The following is a 16,771-nucleotide window of genomic DNA, read 5'->3' as shown; positions in this document are numbered from 1 at the left end:
TTAATTAAACGTTGAATACCAGGATTGAGCGTTCCGGTCTTAGGATATTTGCTTAGATGCAGGCCAGGTACGTGCCTGTAACATATCCTATGACGCAGCTTACGCCAAAGTTGGCCGCATTGTTCGGCTCAGTGCAAATTATATTAAATTTTTTTGATATAAATCCCCTAGCGAGCAGTGCAAATGCTGTATTGGTTGTTACGGGAACACGCATCAGCCTAAAAATCAACCTGCAGTCCATTCGTAATAGCGTAGATGAAGCGCGTCACAGGTACGATCGGTCTGTCTTCGTAAGTGAAGTTGAAATTTGTACGCATGGACACACGACCGATCAGTTTCACCGTCAGGCCAAGATCGCCGCTGATGCGGTTGCGGTACCGACTGATGTCCCGATCATAGCCTGTCTGGAAATAGGCTATGTTATTTGTCTCCACATGCTCTGACAGCTTGGAGCGCAGACTGATGTAGTTGGAGGATTTCAGCAGATCCGATACTTGTGTCACGCCCTCCTGCTCGGGATCTTTCCAGCTTTCGTGCTCGTGCATCAGGCCCGTGCCTGCAAACCAAGAGGTATTTTCGGTGCGATACAGCAACCAGCGCAGACCTCCCCCCGTCAAAATACGCCGCTCGAGGCCTCGTGCCATGTCTGTCTGGTACTGCGTAAACAACTCATAAGACATCTTGCGCCGGCTCAGCAGATTGACTCTGAAATGAGAATAGCCATTGCTGGCCACCGTGTTGCGCAGCTCCCGAGAGTCGTAGTTCACCAACAGGTAGTTGTAATAGTTGAGGAAGAGGTAGGTATGCTGCCTGGAAATATAAGCCAGATCGCCGTTGAAGGTCAGCTGCAGGAAGTTGTTGGGGTTGTTTCGGCCTGCATTGCGGTTGAACATCGAAAAGTTCAACCCGGCCTTGCCTGTCACAAAATTGGCTGTGTCTCGCTCGACTCTGGACCGCTCAATGTTGAGTATCTGGGCATCGGCACCTGGAGCGGCAAACAGAATCAGGATAAACTGCAGAAAAATGATGACAGGTATGGCACGCATGTGGTAAGCTTAACAGTGAGCAGGTATACCTGCAAAGGTATAAAGCCTGGGGGAGGTATGAAAATAAGGCTTGTTTTCATAACATTTAGACTCGTTGACGTTTTAATAGAGAGGGGTTTATACGCTTTAAAACATTCACCTTTAAAAGAGTAAGCTTATGGCAAGAAGTTCAGCGCAACTGGTGGCGGCCATACGTCAAACGGCCGACCGACTGGCAAAGGGCGCCATTTACCAGTGGGGCCACATGGGCAGCTGCAACTGCGGTCACCTGGCCCAAACCATCACCCAACTCGACAAAGGACACATCCACGGGGCGACTGGAGCGAACAGCTGCGCGACTACTGCCCTCAGAGTGGATTGCCTTTAGACGAGATCATTGACCAGATGATTGCTTGGGGATTGTCCAAAGACGACCTGGCGCACCTGGAACGGCTGTCGGATGCCAAGGTGATCAAGGCGCTTCCCCCGAACAAGCGCTACCTCCGACACAACCAGCGCGACGATGTGGTCCTATACCTGAACACCTGGGCAGATCTGCTCGAGCTGGAATTGGTTAAGCTGCCTTTGTCACAAGGTATAGGAGCCGAAGCTTTGGTTGGTATAAAGGTATAGAAAGGGCTTTGTGGCTTTGCAGGATATTTCGCAGTTTTGAGGAATATACCTGATCTCATGCAGCAACAAGCCATTATCGACAAAACAGCAGCCTATGTAAAATCGCAACTGGAGGGAGAAGGCTCCGGCCACGACTGGTGGCACATTTTCCGGGTCTGGAAAAACGCCCTCTACATTGCCTCGCAGGAGCAGGGTGCCGATACCTTTATGGTGGAGCTGGCCGCCCTGCTACACGACATCGGAGACCACAAATTTCATAACGGTGACGAAACCGTGGGGCCACGCCTTGTGCGGGAGTGGCTGGAAGAACAGCTACTCGACGAGGAGCTTATTACTTCGGTTTGTGACATCGTAAGTGGACTATCATACAAAGGTGCCGGCACCTCCTCTGCCATGCCTACCTTAGAAGGCCGCATAGTGCAGGACGCAGATCGCCTTGATGCCATTGGCGCCATCGGCATTGCCCGCACCTTCGCCTATGGTGGTCATAAGGGAAGAGAGCTGTATAATCCGGGTATAGCACCTGTGTTGCATGAAGATTTTACCGCTTACAAAGCGAGTACGGCACCTACCATCAATCACTTCTACGAAAAGCTGCTGCTCCTGAAAGACCGCATGCACACCTCAACCGCCCGGGCCATGGCCGAAAAACGGCACCGGTATATGGAGAGTTTTCTGGAGCAGTTCTATGCTGAATGGAATGCGACAGAGCAGCTGGAAGATTCCTGAAAACTAAAACGGTTAGCATCTGGTTTGAATTGCTAAAAAAACATACCTTTACTGTATGGAGATAATGGTAGGTATAGCGGCATTTCTGGTAGGGCTTGTGGTGGCCTATCTGGCCATGAAGGGTAAAATAAGCGCCTTGCAGGAGAAGTTTAACCAGGCCGTAGTGGCGCAGGGTGTGCTCGAAGGCCAGGCCCGACACCTGTCGCAGGAGGCGGAAGGCCTGAAAAGTCAACTGCGTGATGCCCAGACCGAAACCATGGAGCTAACCAATGCCCTGACCAAGACCGAGGCCGACTACGAGCACCTGCGCGAACGCATGCACGAGCAGGCCGAAGAACTAGAGCAACTGCGCGAAAAATTCTTACAGCAGTTCCAGCATATTTCCAACCAGGTACTCATGACGAATGCTGAGCACTTCAACAAAGCTTCCTCCGAAAACCTGGAGCGCATCCTGTCTCCTCTCAAAGAACGCATTCGCGAGTTTGAGGCCAAAGTAGATCAGACCTACGAGAAAACACTCAAGGACAGCATCTCGCTGAAAGAGCAGATCACGCAACTGTCAGCCCTGAACCAGCAAATGAGTCAGGATGCGTTGAACCTGACCAAAGCCCTGAAAGGCGAAAGTAAAACGCAGGGCAACTGGGGAGAATATTTACTGGAGAGCCTGCTTGAAAAATCGGGATTACGCAAGGGCGTGCATTACGAGCGCGAAGAGGTACGCCAAAACGATGAGAAGCAGGTATACCGCCCCGATGTGATCGTGCGCCTGCCGGATTCCAAACATCTGGTCATTGATTCGAAGCTGTCGCTTGTAGCCTACGAAGCCTATTGCAGTTGCGAAGACGATGGACAGTTAGAAACCTACCTACGCAGCCACATCACCTCCATCAGGACACACTTTAATGATTTGGGGCGCAAGAACTACCACCGCCTGAGCGGTATCAATTCCCCGGATTTTGTGCTGATGTACATTCCCATTGAGCCGGCTTTTAACCTCGCCCTCCAGCACGACCAAAATATATTCACCGATGCCTTCGACAAAAACATTGTGCTGGTGACTACCTCTACCCTGCTGGCGACCCTGCGCACCGTTGCCGGCGTGTGGCGTCAGGAAGACCAGAAAAGAAACGTACTCCGAATTGCAGAGGAAAGCGGCAGGCTTTATGATAAGTTTGTGGGCTTTGTGGAAGACCTAAAAACCGTTGGCCGCCATCTGGAGCAGAGCCAGACTGCGTATAACGGGGCCATGAACAAACTGACAGACGGCAAGGGCAACCTGATCCGTAAAGTGGAGATACTACGGGAGTTGGGCGCTAAAACCAGCAAGCAATTGGATGAACACCTCCTGCAAGAAGCCATCGCTACCCCAGGAGATGAGGTCGAATAAAAAAGAAAAGCAGTGCGTGGGGCTTTCAGAAACCCCACGAACTGCTTTTCCCTTCGGTTATAGACTCTAGTAATTTGCCTCCACAGCCGGAACATCCACCAGGATAAAGGTGGCATCCGCCGTGCCTTTGATTCCAACAACTTCCTGGTCATCCAACCTGATCTGATCCTGTTCGTCAGCTTCTACGTTGTTCACCAGCACACTGCCTGTCAGCACGTAGATCAGGGTTCTGCGGAGCTTAAACGTCCGAAAAGGCACTTCCTCGCCCTGCGTCACGCTACCATAATATACCGTGGAGTTGGAGTTGATATAGGCCACATCTTCCAACACCTTCTGGCCTGTCACCAAAGGTATAAGCTCGTCTTTTGCTTTCAGAAATCCGGTGTCCATCACTTCGTATGAAGGAGCCAGCCCGCGCTTGTTCGGCAAAAACCAGAGTTGCAGCAAATGAATTTCCTCGTCCGTCTCATTCGTCTCCGAATGGGTCACGCCTGTGCCTGTGGTCATGCGCTGTACCTGTCCCGGCGTTACCGTCGTTTCGTTCCCAATGTTGTCCTTATGGGTTAGCTCGCCTGACAGCACGATGGTCACGATCTCCATTTCAGAATGCGGATGCGAAGGAAAGCCAGACCGCGGACCGATATAATCGTCATTGAAGACACGCAATGGCCCGAATTCCATGTTCTCCGGATCGTAATAATCTGCGAAGGAGAAAAGGTAGTGGGAACGCAGTCCTCCCTCCAATTTTGCCTCGTATCGTTGTGAATCGGTAATTAATCGTATCATATCGCGCTTTTGTTTTATGCTATGCCTTTACGGATAATGCCGTTTGTAGTTAGCAAGCGGTCTAAAACAGGGCAAAAACAGCGCATCCTGCCCCGTGAGAGGCAGGATGCGCTGTTATGTTTTGCTATAGCTGACTGCGTGGCTTACTCTGCCTTCTTCAACTTGAGCATCTCCTTCTGGAGATCCAACACAATAGAAGATAGCTTGTCAAGCGAAATATCTGCGATCGGGAAGGTAGAACTGATATAAGATTTGGCTTCCCATATCTCCACGACGTCATCAATCGGAAGTTCGTAAGGAACATAAAGCGGATTGTCAGAATGCAGACGCAGCGTAGCAGCCTCTTTCACTTTATTATATACCCGCTTAAACACAACGCCCTCTTTGCCGCTCACGATAATGCAAGGGGTACCGTCTTTCAGTGCACTCCAGTCCTCCACGTAGCGCCCGACTATGACAGTACCTGAAGCCAAAGGTAGCATGGAGTCCCCACTGATTTCGAAAGCCCGGTAGGTGCCGCCGCTGCCCAAGGTAGGCAAGCGAAAGCGAGGGAGCTCCTCGATGAACTCCGGGTCGGCATATCCATTGAGATAACCGGCACTAGCTTTGTATGGTACGAGCTCAATATTTTCTTTGTCCTCCTGATCTACCGTAATGGCCAACACGCGCAGTTTGCCATCATTTGTCTGGCCTGGTTCTGGTTTATAATTCGGGTCAGACAGATCGGCTGTGATGAGTTCATCCAGTGAAACCTCGAAAAGGCGGGCAACATTGACCAACGTACTCAACTTAGGCTCTGCCCTTCCTTCTTCATACGCTCCCACCAACGAACGCTTGATTTCTAACTTTTCAGCAAGCTGTGCCTGGGTATAACCGGCATGCTTGCGGAGGTGCCTTATGTTCGATGTAACTTTTTCCACTATTCTAACTTCTTAGCGTTCTCAAATCAAAAGGGTACACCTTAGTACCGCCATGTAAACTTACTAAAACTATACGTATAATACTAATTTTATTAGCAAATATTTGTTTAAAATTTTAGTTATATTTATAAAAAACTATACTCAACCTTATAGTGCAATTTTAGTAATAGATAGTGATCTTAATTCATTATACATCAGCATCAAAAAGTGCAAACGAAATTTTATTGCATAAATACTTGCAATATTTCTTTTAATACAATTATCTTTCGTGAAAATAACCACAAAACACGTATTATATGGTAAAAATCTACTAATAAAACCTATCTTACTCTACTTCATTTTGGAGTAACACCTTTGAGAATCCACATTTTAAAATGTGGACCGGGATTTCTTATCCTTATAATTCAGCTACCAGAATAAATATTTTACAATTTTCACCAAGTCTTAAACTTTTTAAAAATTCGTACTGTTACGGGGCTTAGTGAAAATTTAATTCAATTATTTACCCAATCCAACCAAACTTATATGATGAACAATTCTACACTATTCAAGGCGTTGTCAGGTTTAGCGCTGGCATCCATTGTTACACTATCCAGCTGTCAGAAAGAGGACTTTATGGAGGAGCAGTTCAGAACAGACACTGTTCAAGTAAACGCACAGCACGGACAGGCTATACCTGACCAGTATATTGTGGTGTTTAAGAACGGCTCGAACAATTTAGGAGCAACCGGTGTGAGCGCTATGACCATGGCCGGACGTGCTGCTACTGTAGCCTTACGCGAACGCATGCTGCTTGCATCAGGTATAGAACCTGAAGCTATCAAACAAACTTTTGAAGGAAATGTAAATGGTTTTGCCGCCCGACTAACCAAAAATCAGTTGGAGCAATTGCGCAAAAACCCCGAAGTGGCCTACGTGGAGCAAGACCGCATCATCATGCTTGCAAAACCAAGCAACGACAATAGCACAACCAAGGGAAACAGTGGCAAAACCAAGGACGAAACCACTACTAAAGGGAACGGTAAAACCAAGGATGACACTGTGAAAGGCAACACTGGGAACGGCAATGGCAAGAAAAACCCAACTGAGCCTACCCCAACTGAACCTACTCCTACCGAACCGACACCAACAGAGCCCACGCCTACTGAACCAGCCCCGACTGAACCAGCCCCGGTAGAGCCAGCGCCAACCGAACCTGCACCGACTGAACCAATTCCTACAGAGCCTAGCCCTGAGCCGCAGCCGGAGCAGCCTACGACGAGCCCTTATACCAAAATAACACCGCTTGCAGGTGAGACGCTGCCTTGGCACATTGCCATGAACGGCTACGGTGACGGCACAGGCAAAACCGTATGGGTTATCGACTCAGGTGTTGATACAGATCACCCTGATCTGAATGTGGACTTCCAGCGCAGCGTATCGCTTATTTATGGTGATGCCTCTATCGAAGACGGGTTCGGTCACGGCACCAATGTAGCTGGTATCATTGCCGCCAAAAACAATGGCAGCGGCATGGTGGGTGTGGCAGCCAATGCAACCATTGTGGCCCTCCGTGTATTCGACAACACTGGCTATGGTACTGTTTCTCGCGCCATTAGTGCCGTGAACTATGTGATCAACATGGGCAAACCTGGCGACGTGGTGAATATGAGCCTAGGCGCCGGTATCTCCAGCACGCTGGACAATGCCGTGACTACAGCGGCTGGCAAAGGCATTCTCTTTGCTATCGCAGCTGGTAACAGCGCAACTGACTGCTCTGTAAACTCTCCTGCCCGCGTGAATGCGACCGGTGTTTACACTGTATCGGCTATGGACCGTTACCAAAACTTTTGGTCAAGCTCCAACTACGGCGCACCGGTTGATTTCACGGCTCCTGGTGTGAGCGTAACTTCCACACGCATTGGCGGTGGCATCGGCAGCGCCGGAAGCGGTACTTCGCTTGCAGCCCCTCACGTAGCTGGCATCCTGTTGCTTCGTGGTGAAGTTTTCTCGCAGGGCATCGTGAACGGCGACAAAGACAGCTGGCCGGATCCGATTGCTTCAGTTGAGTAATTGCTATACCTCAATAATACTAAAGAAGGCCGCCCTTAAAAGAGCGGCCTTCTTTATTTTATAAGAGCTTACAGGTATAAGACTACCAGGCGTACTGCATCTTGTACATGGCCACCGACAGTCGGATCTTGAAGTACTCGTAGCGTTCTTCCAGGTGTTCAAACAAATCCTTCAGCTTTGCATCCGTACCGAGCCGCTCTATTGCCTCTACTATTGACTCGTATTCTCGTTTCGACACAAAATCGTGTACAGGCACCTCGTAACCCTGCTCTAGCAAAGTGGCAAGGTGCGAATAAATGGTAACGGGATTCAGATTGCGGCGTCTGGCTATTTCTTCGGGACTAAGGCCTTGTTGGTAGGCCTCCCAGGTTACCAGGTGCGTCGCCCCTTTAATGGCGCTCCCTTTTGCCTGCTCTTCCGTCATAAAAGCGATGATCTCGTTTATGAAATCATGCCCATAGCGCTCAAACTTCTGAGCTCCCACCCCACTGATGGCCAGCATCGCGATACGGTTAGACGGTTTCTCCGCCGCCATTTCCTGCAGCGTGCTGTCTGTGAACACGACATAGGGCGGCACGTTCTGCTCATCGGCCAGACGCTTACGCAAAGCACGGAGACGCTCAAACAAAGCATCCTTGATCAACTCACGTTTCGGCTTTTCTCTTTGTAGCGCTTCGGATTGCTGTTTAGACTCCTCAAACTTCACCAATTCAATCTTGCGACCTTCAAAAAGGACCTGCTTGCTTTGCTCGGTCAATTTTAAAGTATAATTCTGATCGTAGGCCAGTTCCACCAGCCCTGCGTTGAGCATCTGATGCAGATAACGGTGCCAGTCCAGGGTGCCGATATCGCGCCCTGCTCCGTAGGTTTTGATGCGGTCGTACCCACCAGCCATTACCTGACTATTGCGGGAGCCGCGCAGCACATCTACCAGCAGGCTCATGTTCAGTTTTTCCTGCGAGCGCGCTATGGCCGACAAGGCTTTCTGGGCGATCAGGGTCCCGTCGAAGCGGCTGGGTGGATTCCTGCAGATATCACAGTTTCCGCAGTCTTTGCTCATGCGCTCACCGAAGTACTGCAGCAGAATACGCCTCCTGCAGAAAGTAGCCTCGGCAAACTGCTGCATCCGCTCCAGTTTAACGAGTTGTAGTTCGTTCTGCGCCTTGTCATTTTCCGACAGCATTGAGCGCAGGTTCATTACATCGGCGAAACTGTAAAACAGCAGTGCATCAGATTTGGCTCCGTCGCGCCCGGCACGGCCGATTTCCTGGTAGTAGCCTTCCACATTCTTGGGCAGGTTGTAATGGATCACCCAGCGCACGTTCGATTTATCAATGCCCATACCAAAAGCGATGGTAGCGCAAACAATCTGCACATCGTCGCGCAGGAAATCCTCCTGTGCTTTTGATCGCTGCTGGGCAGACATACCGGCATGGTAGAAAGTGGCATTGAATCCATTCTCACGCAGCTTACCCGCGAGGCTTTCGGTAGCCTTGCGGCTCAGGCAGTAGATAATACCGGGCTGGCCGGGTCTACGTGACAGAAAATCTGTTATCTTATTGAAACGGTTTTGCCCAGGCAGTACCGTCAGGTTGATATTGGGCCGGTCGAAGGAGGCAACGAACACCTCGGGCTGGCGAAGTTGAAGCTGCTCCTGTATATCTTTTTGCGTTAGCTTGTCGGCCGTGGCAGTAAGCGCTACCACAGGTATAGCCGGGAACTGCTGCTTGAGGGCGCGCAACTGGGTATACTCAGGTCGGAAGTCATGCCCCCAGGACGAAATACAGTGCGCTTCATCTACAGCGAAAAGCGACACCTGCAATCTTTTCAGGAAAGAGAAAAAGCCCGCGGAAAGTAGCTTTTCAGGCGAAACATACAATAGTTTGATGTTCCCAGCCAGGCATCTTTCCTCAATCTTGTACTGTTCATCGGCCGTTTGTGAGCTGTTCAGAAAGGCGGCAGGTATACCGTTTGCCAGGAGTGCCTCTACCTGGTCTTTCATCAGGGCAATCAGCGGTGACACCACCACGCACAGACCCGGCATAACTACGGCTGGCACCTGGTAGCAGACAGATTTTCCGCCCCCAGTCGGCATGAGCACGAGCACGTCTTTCTTGTTTAGAATATTCGTGATGATCTGTTCCTGCATGGGCCTGAACTGCTCATAGCCAAAATACAGTTTTAATGCCTCACGTGCTTCTCTTATACCTAAACTCATGCCTTGTAGAAAGTGTAACGATGCGAAATGGAATTGCTGTCCTAAACCCAAAGTTAACCATTATCAGCGTGAATTTGGTTCCTGTTTCAGGTATAGGTTTCATATTAACCAACAATGCCCCTACACACCCGTACTTTAAAGGAGTAGCAACCATTAAACCTGAAAACTATGAAATCTGAAAGAACAAACGATTTAGAACATGTGCTGATCAAATGCATCACCGCCTGCGAAACATGCGCCACTGCCTGTCTGCAGGAAGACGACGTAAAAATGATGGTCCGTTGCATCATGCTCGACCGTGACTGCGCCGATATCTGCGCCCTGACCGCCCGTTTTGTAGCCCGGGATTCGGCCCATGCAAAGCACGTGATGAAAGAGTGTATCGAGATCTGCCGCCTGTGCGCAGATGAGTGCGGAAAACACGATCATGACCACTGCCAGAAATGCGCTGAAGCCTGCCGTGAATGCGCGGATGCCTGTGAAGCCTGGATGGCCCGCTAAAAGAGCAGGTATAGAAAACAGAAAAGCCTCTGAAATTATCAGAGGCTTTTCTGTTTTGCTTTGATCGATGTTTAAAAAATCGCATCCAGCACTGCTTCGATGAGCGATAGCACCAGGCTGAAGATGAGCGCCCATAAAAAGCCATCCACCTGGAAACCTGGTATCAGGTATTCGGCCATCAGGATGATCAGGGCGTTGATCACGAGCAAAAACAAACCGAGCGTCAGTACCGTGACCGGTATGGTCAGGATGACCAGTATGGGGCGGACGATGAGGTTGAGCAAAGCCAGCACAATGGCCAGAATCAAGGCTGAAACAAACCCATCGATCTGTACCCCAGGCAATATGTAGGCTGCCAGCAGTGCAGCCACACCGGACAGCAGAATCTTAATTATAATTCCCATTTCTTTTCAATATATAGTGATCGTATTTTATACTTACCACGCTATACGGCAAAGCGGGAATAAAGGTAAGCCTATTGTGCTTCCAGTCTATTTTGCGAAACAGCCATCCAGTTGCATAGCTTGTAGAGTAGGCGAGCACCCACATTGCCATTCCACTCGCTGTCTCCCGGCGCTACTTCGCACAGGTCAAAACCGATGATCTCACGGCCAGAGCGCACAAGTGCTTTGATCAGGTATACGGCTTCCTCAAACTCAAGTCCCCCGGGCACTGGTGTACCCGTTGCTGGGCATAACTTCGGGTCCAGGCCGTCGATGTCGAAGCTGATGTATACCTTCTGGGGCAGCTGGGCGATGATCTTCTTACACTCTTTCTTCCAGCTGTCGCCTTCGTACATATTCTCCTTCAGCACGCTGTCGTAGAAAATCGCCACACGTCCATTCGATTGGTTGGCCAGTTCGTCTTCTGCCTGACAGATGTCGCGTATACCTACCTGCACCAGTTTTTTGACCTGTGGCAGTTGCAGCGCGTTGAACATGATGGAAGCATGAGAGTACTTAAAGCCTTCATAGGCATCGCGCAGATCCGCATGCGCATCGACCTGCAGAATGCCGTACTCCTCGTGGCGCTCTGCCAGGGCGTGCATCAGTCCGAGTGGGGTGCTGTGGTCGCCGCCCACTACGCCAACCAGTTTGCCCTGGTCCAGGTAGTGGTTTGCCTTTGCCTTCAGCCAGTGCAGTAACTCCTCACCTTTTTCAGTTACTTCTTCCGGCAGGTTCTCAAACTCCGCCCTATCGGTTTCCGGACTACCATCCTCCAGCCAGTTGATGTAGTTCTCGGCCCGTTGGCGAAGGTTTTCGCTTACGGCTGCCCACTCTTCAGAAATCTCCTCCATTGCTATACCTAGTTTCCAGGCATCTTTAATGGCGGGATCAAACAGGTCGAGCTGCGGGGAAGCCTCTTTGATGGCTTGCGGACCAGCCGCCGTGCCAGCGCTGTACGAAACCGTTACCTCCCAGGGCACAGGTATCAGCACGACCTCTGATTCTTCTATCGTAAAAGGCAAACCGAAAAGGCCGCCGTTCACGTCGCCCACCCCGTTCGGGTCGAATGTTGCGATTTTCTGCTGTTTACTATTGGTTGATTGGTTCTGCTGAGTACTCATCAGTTACATGTTCAGGTTTTGTGTTTAATAGCTCCCGCACAAAGTTAGGAAGCGCAAAGGCAGCCGAATGCACTGCTTCATTATAATACTTGAGACTTTCTTTTTTAGAGAAAGCTGCCGCTGCTTCCGCATCGAATTGCAAAGGACTGGCATTTCCTTTAGCTGAATACGAGAAACTCCATGTACCGGTCGGGTACGTAGGTATAGCTGCCAGGTAGCAGTATACCTTATCCTGCCCAAATATCTTTTTGTAAGTGTCGTAAATCTCCACGAACACGGCCGAGTTGAAGCGTGGTGATTCGCTCTGCGTGATCATCACACCGTCTTTGGTCAGGCAACGGTACACTTCTTTGTAAAAGGCTGCCGTAAACAAGCCTTCACCTGGGCCAACCGGATCAGCAGAGTCAACAATGATCAGGTCGTAATGCTCGTCGGCACACTCTTTAATGTATTTGATGCCATCCTCAATCAGCAGGTTCAGACGCGGGTTTTCGAACGACACAGCCGTTTCAGGCAGATGGAGCTTGCAAGCCTCGATCACTAGTTCGTCAATCTCCACCAGCGTAACTTCCTCCAGTTGCTCGTGGCGCAACAATTCGCGCACCGTGCCGCCGTCACCTCCTCCAATCACCAATGCACGTTTTGCCGCGCGGTTGCTGAACATGGGCACATGGGTAATCATTTCATGGTACACGTACTCATCTTTCTGGGTGCACATTACCATGCCGTCCAATGTCAGCATGTTGCCGTAGGCAAGCGTTTCGTATACCTCTACTCTCTGGTATTCAGAATCCTTCTTGTAAAGCTGATTGCCTGTGTGCTTCAATGACAAGGCAATATTCTCGTCGCGCTCGGTGAACCATACATCTCGCGTGATAGCGCCATTCGTTTCAATTGTTTTGGCAGTAGCATCACGCAGCGTCTCCAGGTTAAAGTCGTTGCGTTTCAGGAGACTCAACTGCCCACGGCGAAGCTCCATCGAAGAGCCGTGTCCTGACTGAAAGGCCTCTTTGAGATAGAGGTAAGAAACCCACGGGTCAACGGAGTCGCCACAGGTAAACAAATCTACGGCTGCATAGCCATACTCAGGCCAGGTATGGATGGCCAGATGGCTTTCCTGGATCACCACCACTCCGGACACGCCGTAAGGCGAAAAGTGATGGAACGTACTGTTGATGACAGTAGCCCCGGCCGTCTCGGCGGCGGCTACCATGCTGTTTTCGATGTGGATCACATCGTTCATCAGTTCAGGAGAGCAATCGTAAAACTCAACTAAAATGTGTCTTCCTAAAGCGTTCATTAATTGACTTAACGGTTTCTTGAAAATAAAAACGCAAAAAAACGAAAACTGATGCTATAATCAAAAGCACCTGTTCATTGACTTCATCGGACCTGGCTCTGTATGGACACGATTCAAGTTCAAATCGCTTAAAAAGCAGACGAGCTATACCTGCTGGTACTGACCAGGCAGGTATAGCTCGTCGATTTATTTAATTGAAATATTTGGATACAGGTATAAGAAAGTCAGTTTATACCTTGAAGGTTCTGATGATGTCGAGCATTTTAATCAAGGTGCTCGTGTCGAAGAACAGCAGCAGCGGCAGCTCGACGTCTTTTGAATTGTGCTGAAACTTGGTGATAACGGTGAACACGAGGGGTTGGAAAAGCGGGTGCTGAACCAGTATGTCCTTCAGTGAGTTGGCGATGTGGCTTTTCGGCGCTTTTGGTGGCGAACCGTAGATGTTGCTTTTCAGGATATTGGCCAATTGCGTAACCAGCGCGCCGGTGATGATGTTGCTGATCTCGAGCAGCAGAGACTCCTGCATCACATTCAGTTCGCCCTTCTGCACGTTAAGCATACTCAGGCAAACGTTGGAGAGCAGGTTGATGTGCTCATCGGAGAAAAGCATTAGCGTGGCGCCGTTGAAGTCACCTTTTATATCGGACTGAATGATATAGTGTGAGTCTTCATACTTGGAGATGATCGAAATAAGCTCTTTCACCTCTATCAGCTGCACATCGGGCACCTTGAGCATCACCTTATCTTTGGCAATGGTGGCAAAAGAATCGGCGGCACGAGCCAGTCCTATGTTCAGGATTTCTTTGATAATATCCTTTTCCAACTCGGTTACATGTGTATCCATCATGTCAATCGTGTTATAATTTCCGTAATCCATCGCCTCTGTTCCTCATCTTTTGTTCACAAAGTACTTCGTGATGGCAGGCACGTCCAGCACCAGGCATACCTTGCCGGTGCCTAGCAGCGTAACCCCGCCATACAAATCAATGCTATCCAGCGGTTTGCTCAGGGGTTTTACCACAATGTCCTGCTGCCGGTAAAGCTTGTCTACAATCAGCCCGAGCTTGCGGTTGTTGTACGAAACAATAATGATGTTCTGTACCTGCCCCTTCAATCTTGTTTTGTCTCCCAGGCGCATCTGGCTTTCTTCCATGTTCAGGAGCTCGTCCAGGTATACGACCGTCACTGTTTCTCCTTTGATGTCAGCGACCAGCACCTCTCCCACTTCGTGGAGTTCGTCTTTGTCGAGCGCCACCACAGAGTCGGTGTGGATCAACGGGATGGCATAAAAAATACTGTCTATTTCGAATAACAGGGCTCCTTTTACCGCAATCGAAGTCGGCAATTGCAGGATAAAAGAGGTGCCTTTTCCTTTTTCTGACTCTATACGTATGCGGCCCCCAATGGAGTCAATCGCATTTTTTACGACATCCAGCCCGACTCCGCGACCAGAAAATTCAGTTACCTCCTTGGCCAGCGAAAAGCCGGGCTCAAACAGGAAAGAGTATACTTCTGAGTCCGGAAGACTGTCCGCTACATCTGCCGCTACCAGATGGCGTTCAACAGCAGCCTTTTTCACTTTGGCGACATCTATCCCTTTGCCGTCGTCTGTCAGGGTGATGATCACGCTTTCGCGGTCGCTGCGGGCCGACAGCTGCAACGAGCCGGCTTTCGGTTTACCAGCCTTTGCGCGCAACTCCGGCTTCTCGATGCCGTGCGTGATCGCATTACGCACCAGGTGCAACAACGAGTCCGTCATGATCTGCAGAATATTGCGGTCAATCTGAATATCTTGACCACTCAGCTCCAGGTTGACTTCCTTTTTCTCCGCACTAGAGATATCACGCACTACCCGCGGGAATTTGTTGAACAGCGTTCCGATGCTTACCAGGCGCGCGTCCATCACACTGTACTGCAGATCCTCTGTAATGCGGTACAGATGCGAACTCACCATCTTTAGCTCATCGTTGTCGAGTTCGCGGCTAAGCGAAAGAATACGGTCCCGGTCAATGATGAGCTCGCCCACCAGGTTCATGAGGTGGTCCAGCTTCTTCACCTGGATGTAGATCAGGTCGGAAAGCGTGAGGTTGCGGGAGGTGCTGAATTTCTGCACCTTGGCCAGTTCCACGGTACTGTCCGAAAGGCTGTCCACGATGATATCGAGGTTGCGGATCAGGACCGGATCGATCTCAACCTGCTGCTCGCTGTCGATGCTCTTGATCAGCTCACCGAGCAGGTCGATGCCATCAAAGAGCACGCCCACCACTTCGTCACTGAAGCTCAGCTCTTTGTTGCGGATCAGGCCAAACGCGGTTTCGAGTTTGTGCGATACATCGGAGATCTGGAGATAGCCGATTGCTTTCGCATTCGCCTTCAGGTTATGCAGCATACGGAATATCTCCGCCAGCACCTGATCGTCCTGCGGCTTTTTTTCCAGTTCGCTGATGAGCCTGTTTAGGGCATCAAAATACTCCAGCGCTTCTGCTATAAATATCTCTTTATACTCCTGCTCTCTCGATTTCATGAATTCACGTCAGTCGTACTGACTTGCTGCTGTTCTGCTGCCACATACCAGTTCAGGTATGGGGCTATTTCTGCCAAAGGCAGCACGATGTCGGTATTGCCACTCTCTATGGCTGATTTGGCCATCCCGAAAATGGCCGACGAAGCCTCGTCCTGTGCGATGACGTGCCCTCTTTTGCGCTGCGATATGGCGCGGACGCCTGCTGTGCCGTCTTTACCCATACCAGTCAGTATCACACCGATCACACGCTTTACGCCACTTTCTGCCACTGTCATCATCAGCTGATCAACTGACGGCAGATCGTGCCCGGTGTCGTCATCACTAAAGCCGATCTTGAGGTTAGCGGCATTTCCCATCACTTTGTGTACCACCATATTTCTACCTCCAGGGGCTATGATCACATGGCCGGGTTTTGGTATCAAGCCGGTACGGCCTTCAATCACTGTCAGGTCTGTCATCCCCTTGAGTCTGCGCGCGTAACTGTGCGTAAACTTCGGCGGCAAGTGAATGGCTACTAAAACAGAAGCCTTCAGTTTCGGATCCAATTGCCGGATAATCTGCTCCGCCGCCTGTGTTCCGCCTGTTGACGCCCCCATGACGATGATAGTGTCTGCCGTCGCATTCCGGGTCTTCTTATGCTCCGCCTGTGGCAAAATCTGTATTTCTTCACCCAGCAAGCTTAGGCGCTTTACAGGATCCCAGTATTCTGTTTCCCGCACCGCCATCACTTTCCGGCAAATCTCCTCTGCCTTGGTTCTATAGGCGGGCCTTGTTCCAGAACCCGGTTTTAAAATCACCCCGTATACGCCCAGATCGATGGCCTCTTTCAAAAGTTCAAGACTAAGCTGCTCTCTTTCAACCAGCATCACGATCGGTGTCGGGCATTCGATGAAGATTTGCTTGAAGACCAATAAATGCTCGTTCTTCCGAAGATCAGCCGAAGCAAGTATAACGTCCGCTTTTCGGTGGCGCAACGTTTCGAGCACTTGCGTTTGGCCCGATGCCAGGCCTACCACTTCCAGATCAGGTGAGCAGCTGAGGATGCTTTCGAGCACCAGGCGTGCATGACTTGATCCGTCCGCAATAAGCACCTTAAGCTTACTATTCTGTCCTTTCAAAGTACGTCTCC

General features: G+C 50.2%; 16 protein-coding genes. 6 read left to right on the top strand and 10 right to left on the bottom strand.

The features are described from left to right. Positions 1 to 218 precede the first annotated feature (218 nt). Positions 219 to 1,046: a DUF481 domain-containing protein gene (locus B0B12_RS03490; protein WP_076666087.1), complete on the bottom strand. Its 828-nt coding sequence runs from the start codon at positions 1,044 to 1,046 to the stop codon at positions 219 to 221. Positions 1,047 to 1,203: 157 nt separating this feature from the next. Between B0B12_RS03490 and B0B12_RS20740 the strand changes: the two genes are divergently transcribed. From B0B12_RS20740 to B0B12_RS03475, 4 genes are read left to right on the top strand one after another with little or no spacing between them, the layout of a single operon-like run. After that, positions 1,204 to 1,413 carry a hypothetical protein gene (locus B0B12_RS20740; RefSeq protein ID WP_342039360.1) on the top strand — a complete coding sequence of 70 codons (210 nt, stop codon included), beginning with the start codon at positions 1,204 to 1,206 and terminating at the stop codon, positions 1,411 to 1,413. Further along, positions 1,404 to 1,658 (top strand): hypothetical protein, encoded by a 255-nt coding sequence (locus B0B12_RS20735; protein ID WP_342039359.1) that lies wholly within the window; start codon positions 1,404 to 1,406, stop codon positions 1,656 to 1,658. Before B0B12_RS20740 ends, B0B12_RS20735 begins: the two co-directional genes overlap by 10 nt. A gap of 57 nt (positions 1,659 to 1,715) precedes the next feature. Then, positions 1,716 to 2,387, top strand: coding sequence for an HD domain-containing protein (locus tag B0B12_RS03480; RefSeq protein ID WP_076666086.1), 672 nt, complete (start codon positions 1,716 to 1,718; stop codon positions 2,385 to 2,387). 55 nt (positions 2,388 to 2,442) lie between these two features. Continuing rightward, the gene (locus tag B0B12_RS03475; protein WP_076666085.1) at positions 2,443 to 3,774 is read left to right on the top strand and encodes a DNA recombination protein RmuC; all 1,332 of its coding nucleotides are present in this window, start codon (positions 2,443 to 2,445) and stop codon (positions 3,772 to 3,774) included. Positions 3,775 to 3,840: 66 nt separating this feature from the next. Here B0B12_RS03475 and B0B12_RS03470 read toward each other — a convergent pair whose 3' ends face one another. Both B0B12_RS03470 and B0B12_RS03465 read right to left on the bottom strand, forming a co-directional pair. Then, positions 3,841 to 4,560 (bottom strand): pirin family protein, encoded by a 720-nt coding sequence (locus B0B12_RS03470; protein WP_076666084.1) that lies wholly within the window; start codon positions 4,558 to 4,560, stop codon positions 3,841 to 3,843. Positions 4,561 to 4,703: 143 nt separating this feature from the next. After that, a complete protein-coding gene (locus B0B12_RS03465; protein WP_076666083.1) occupies positions 4,704 to 5,480 on the bottom strand; it encodes an XRE family transcriptional regulator in 777 nt (258 codons plus the stop codon). Positions 5,481 to 6,005: 525 nt separating this feature from the next. Between B0B12_RS03465 and B0B12_RS03460 the strand changes: the two genes are divergently transcribed. Continuing rightward, positions 6,006 to 7,532, top strand: a complete 1,527-nt coding sequence (locus B0B12_RS03460) for a S8 family serine peptidase (RefSeq protein ID WP_076666082.1) — start codon at positions 6,006 to 6,008, stop codon at positions 7,530 to 7,532. Between the two features lie 82 nt (positions 7,533 to 7,614). Here B0B12_RS03460 and recQ read toward each other — a convergent pair whose 3' ends face one another. Beyond that, the gene (gene recQ, locus B0B12_RS03455; RefSeq protein WP_076666081.1) at positions 7,615 to 9,750 is read right to left on the bottom strand and encodes a DNA helicase RecQ; all 2,136 of its coding nucleotides are present in this window, start codon (positions 9,748 to 9,750) and stop codon (positions 7,615 to 7,617) included. 168 nt (positions 9,751 to 9,918) lie between these two features. On the opposite strand from recQ, the gene B0B12_RS03450 reads away from it, so the two are divergent. Then, positions 9,919 to 10,251, top strand: coding sequence for a four-helix bundle copper-binding protein (locus B0B12_RS03450; protein ID WP_076666080.1), 333 nt, complete (start codon positions 9,919 to 9,921; stop codon positions 10,249 to 10,251). A gap of 71 nt (positions 10,252 to 10,322) precedes the next feature. Here B0B12_RS03450 and B0B12_RS03445 read toward each other — a convergent pair whose 3' ends face one another. The 6 genes from B0B12_RS03445 to B0B12_RS03420 all read right to left on the bottom strand — a co-directional run bounded on the left by B0B12_RS03445 (position 10,323) and on the right by B0B12_RS03420 (position 16,760). Beyond that, entirely contained in the window at positions 10,323 to 10,655 is a 333-nt protein-coding gene (locus B0B12_RS03445; RefSeq protein WP_076666079.1) for a phage holin family protein, read from the bottom strand. A gap of 71 nt (positions 10,656 to 10,726) precedes the next feature. Beyond that, complete coding sequence (locus B0B12_RS03440) at positions 10,727 to 11,818, bottom strand: agmatinase family protein (protein ID WP_076666078.1); 1,092 nt, start codon at positions 11,816 to 11,818, stop codon at positions 10,727 to 10,729. Next, positions 11,787 to 13,118, bottom strand: a complete 1,332-nt coding sequence (speE, locus tag B0B12_RS03435; protein ID WP_076666077.1) for a polyamine aminopropyltransferase — start codon at positions 13,116 to 13,118, stop codon at positions 11,787 to 11,789. The genes B0B12_RS03440 and speE overlap by 32 nt, the downstream gene beginning before the upstream one ends. Before the next feature lie 229 nt (positions 13,119 to 13,347). Further along, a complete protein-coding gene (locus tag B0B12_RS03430; RefSeq protein ID WP_076666076.1) occupies positions 13,348 to 13,965 on the bottom strand; it encodes a chemotaxis protein CheC in 618 nt (205 codons plus the stop codon). Positions 13,966 to 14,007: 42 nt separating this feature from the next. Next, entirely contained in the window at positions 14,008 to 15,642 is a 1,635-nt protein-coding gene (locus B0B12_RS03425; RefSeq protein ID WP_076666075.1) for a chemotaxis protein CheA, read from the bottom strand. Next, a complete protein-coding gene (locus tag B0B12_RS03420) occupies positions 15,639 to 16,760 on the bottom strand; it encodes a chemotaxis protein CheB (RefSeq protein ID WP_076666074.1) in 1,122 nt (373 codons plus the stop codon). Before B0B12_RS03420 ends, B0B12_RS03425 begins: the two co-directional genes overlap by 4 nt. Positions 16,761 to 16,771: the final 11 nt, after the last annotated feature.

This window comes from Pontibacter indicus (assembly GCF_900156345.1).
GTDB lineage: Bacteria > Bacteroidota > Bacteroidia > Cytophagales > Hymenobacteraceae > Pontibacter > Pontibacter indicus.
Note: the sequence above shows the minus strand (reverse complement) of the source record. Positions and strands in the feature narration are given on the sequence as shown.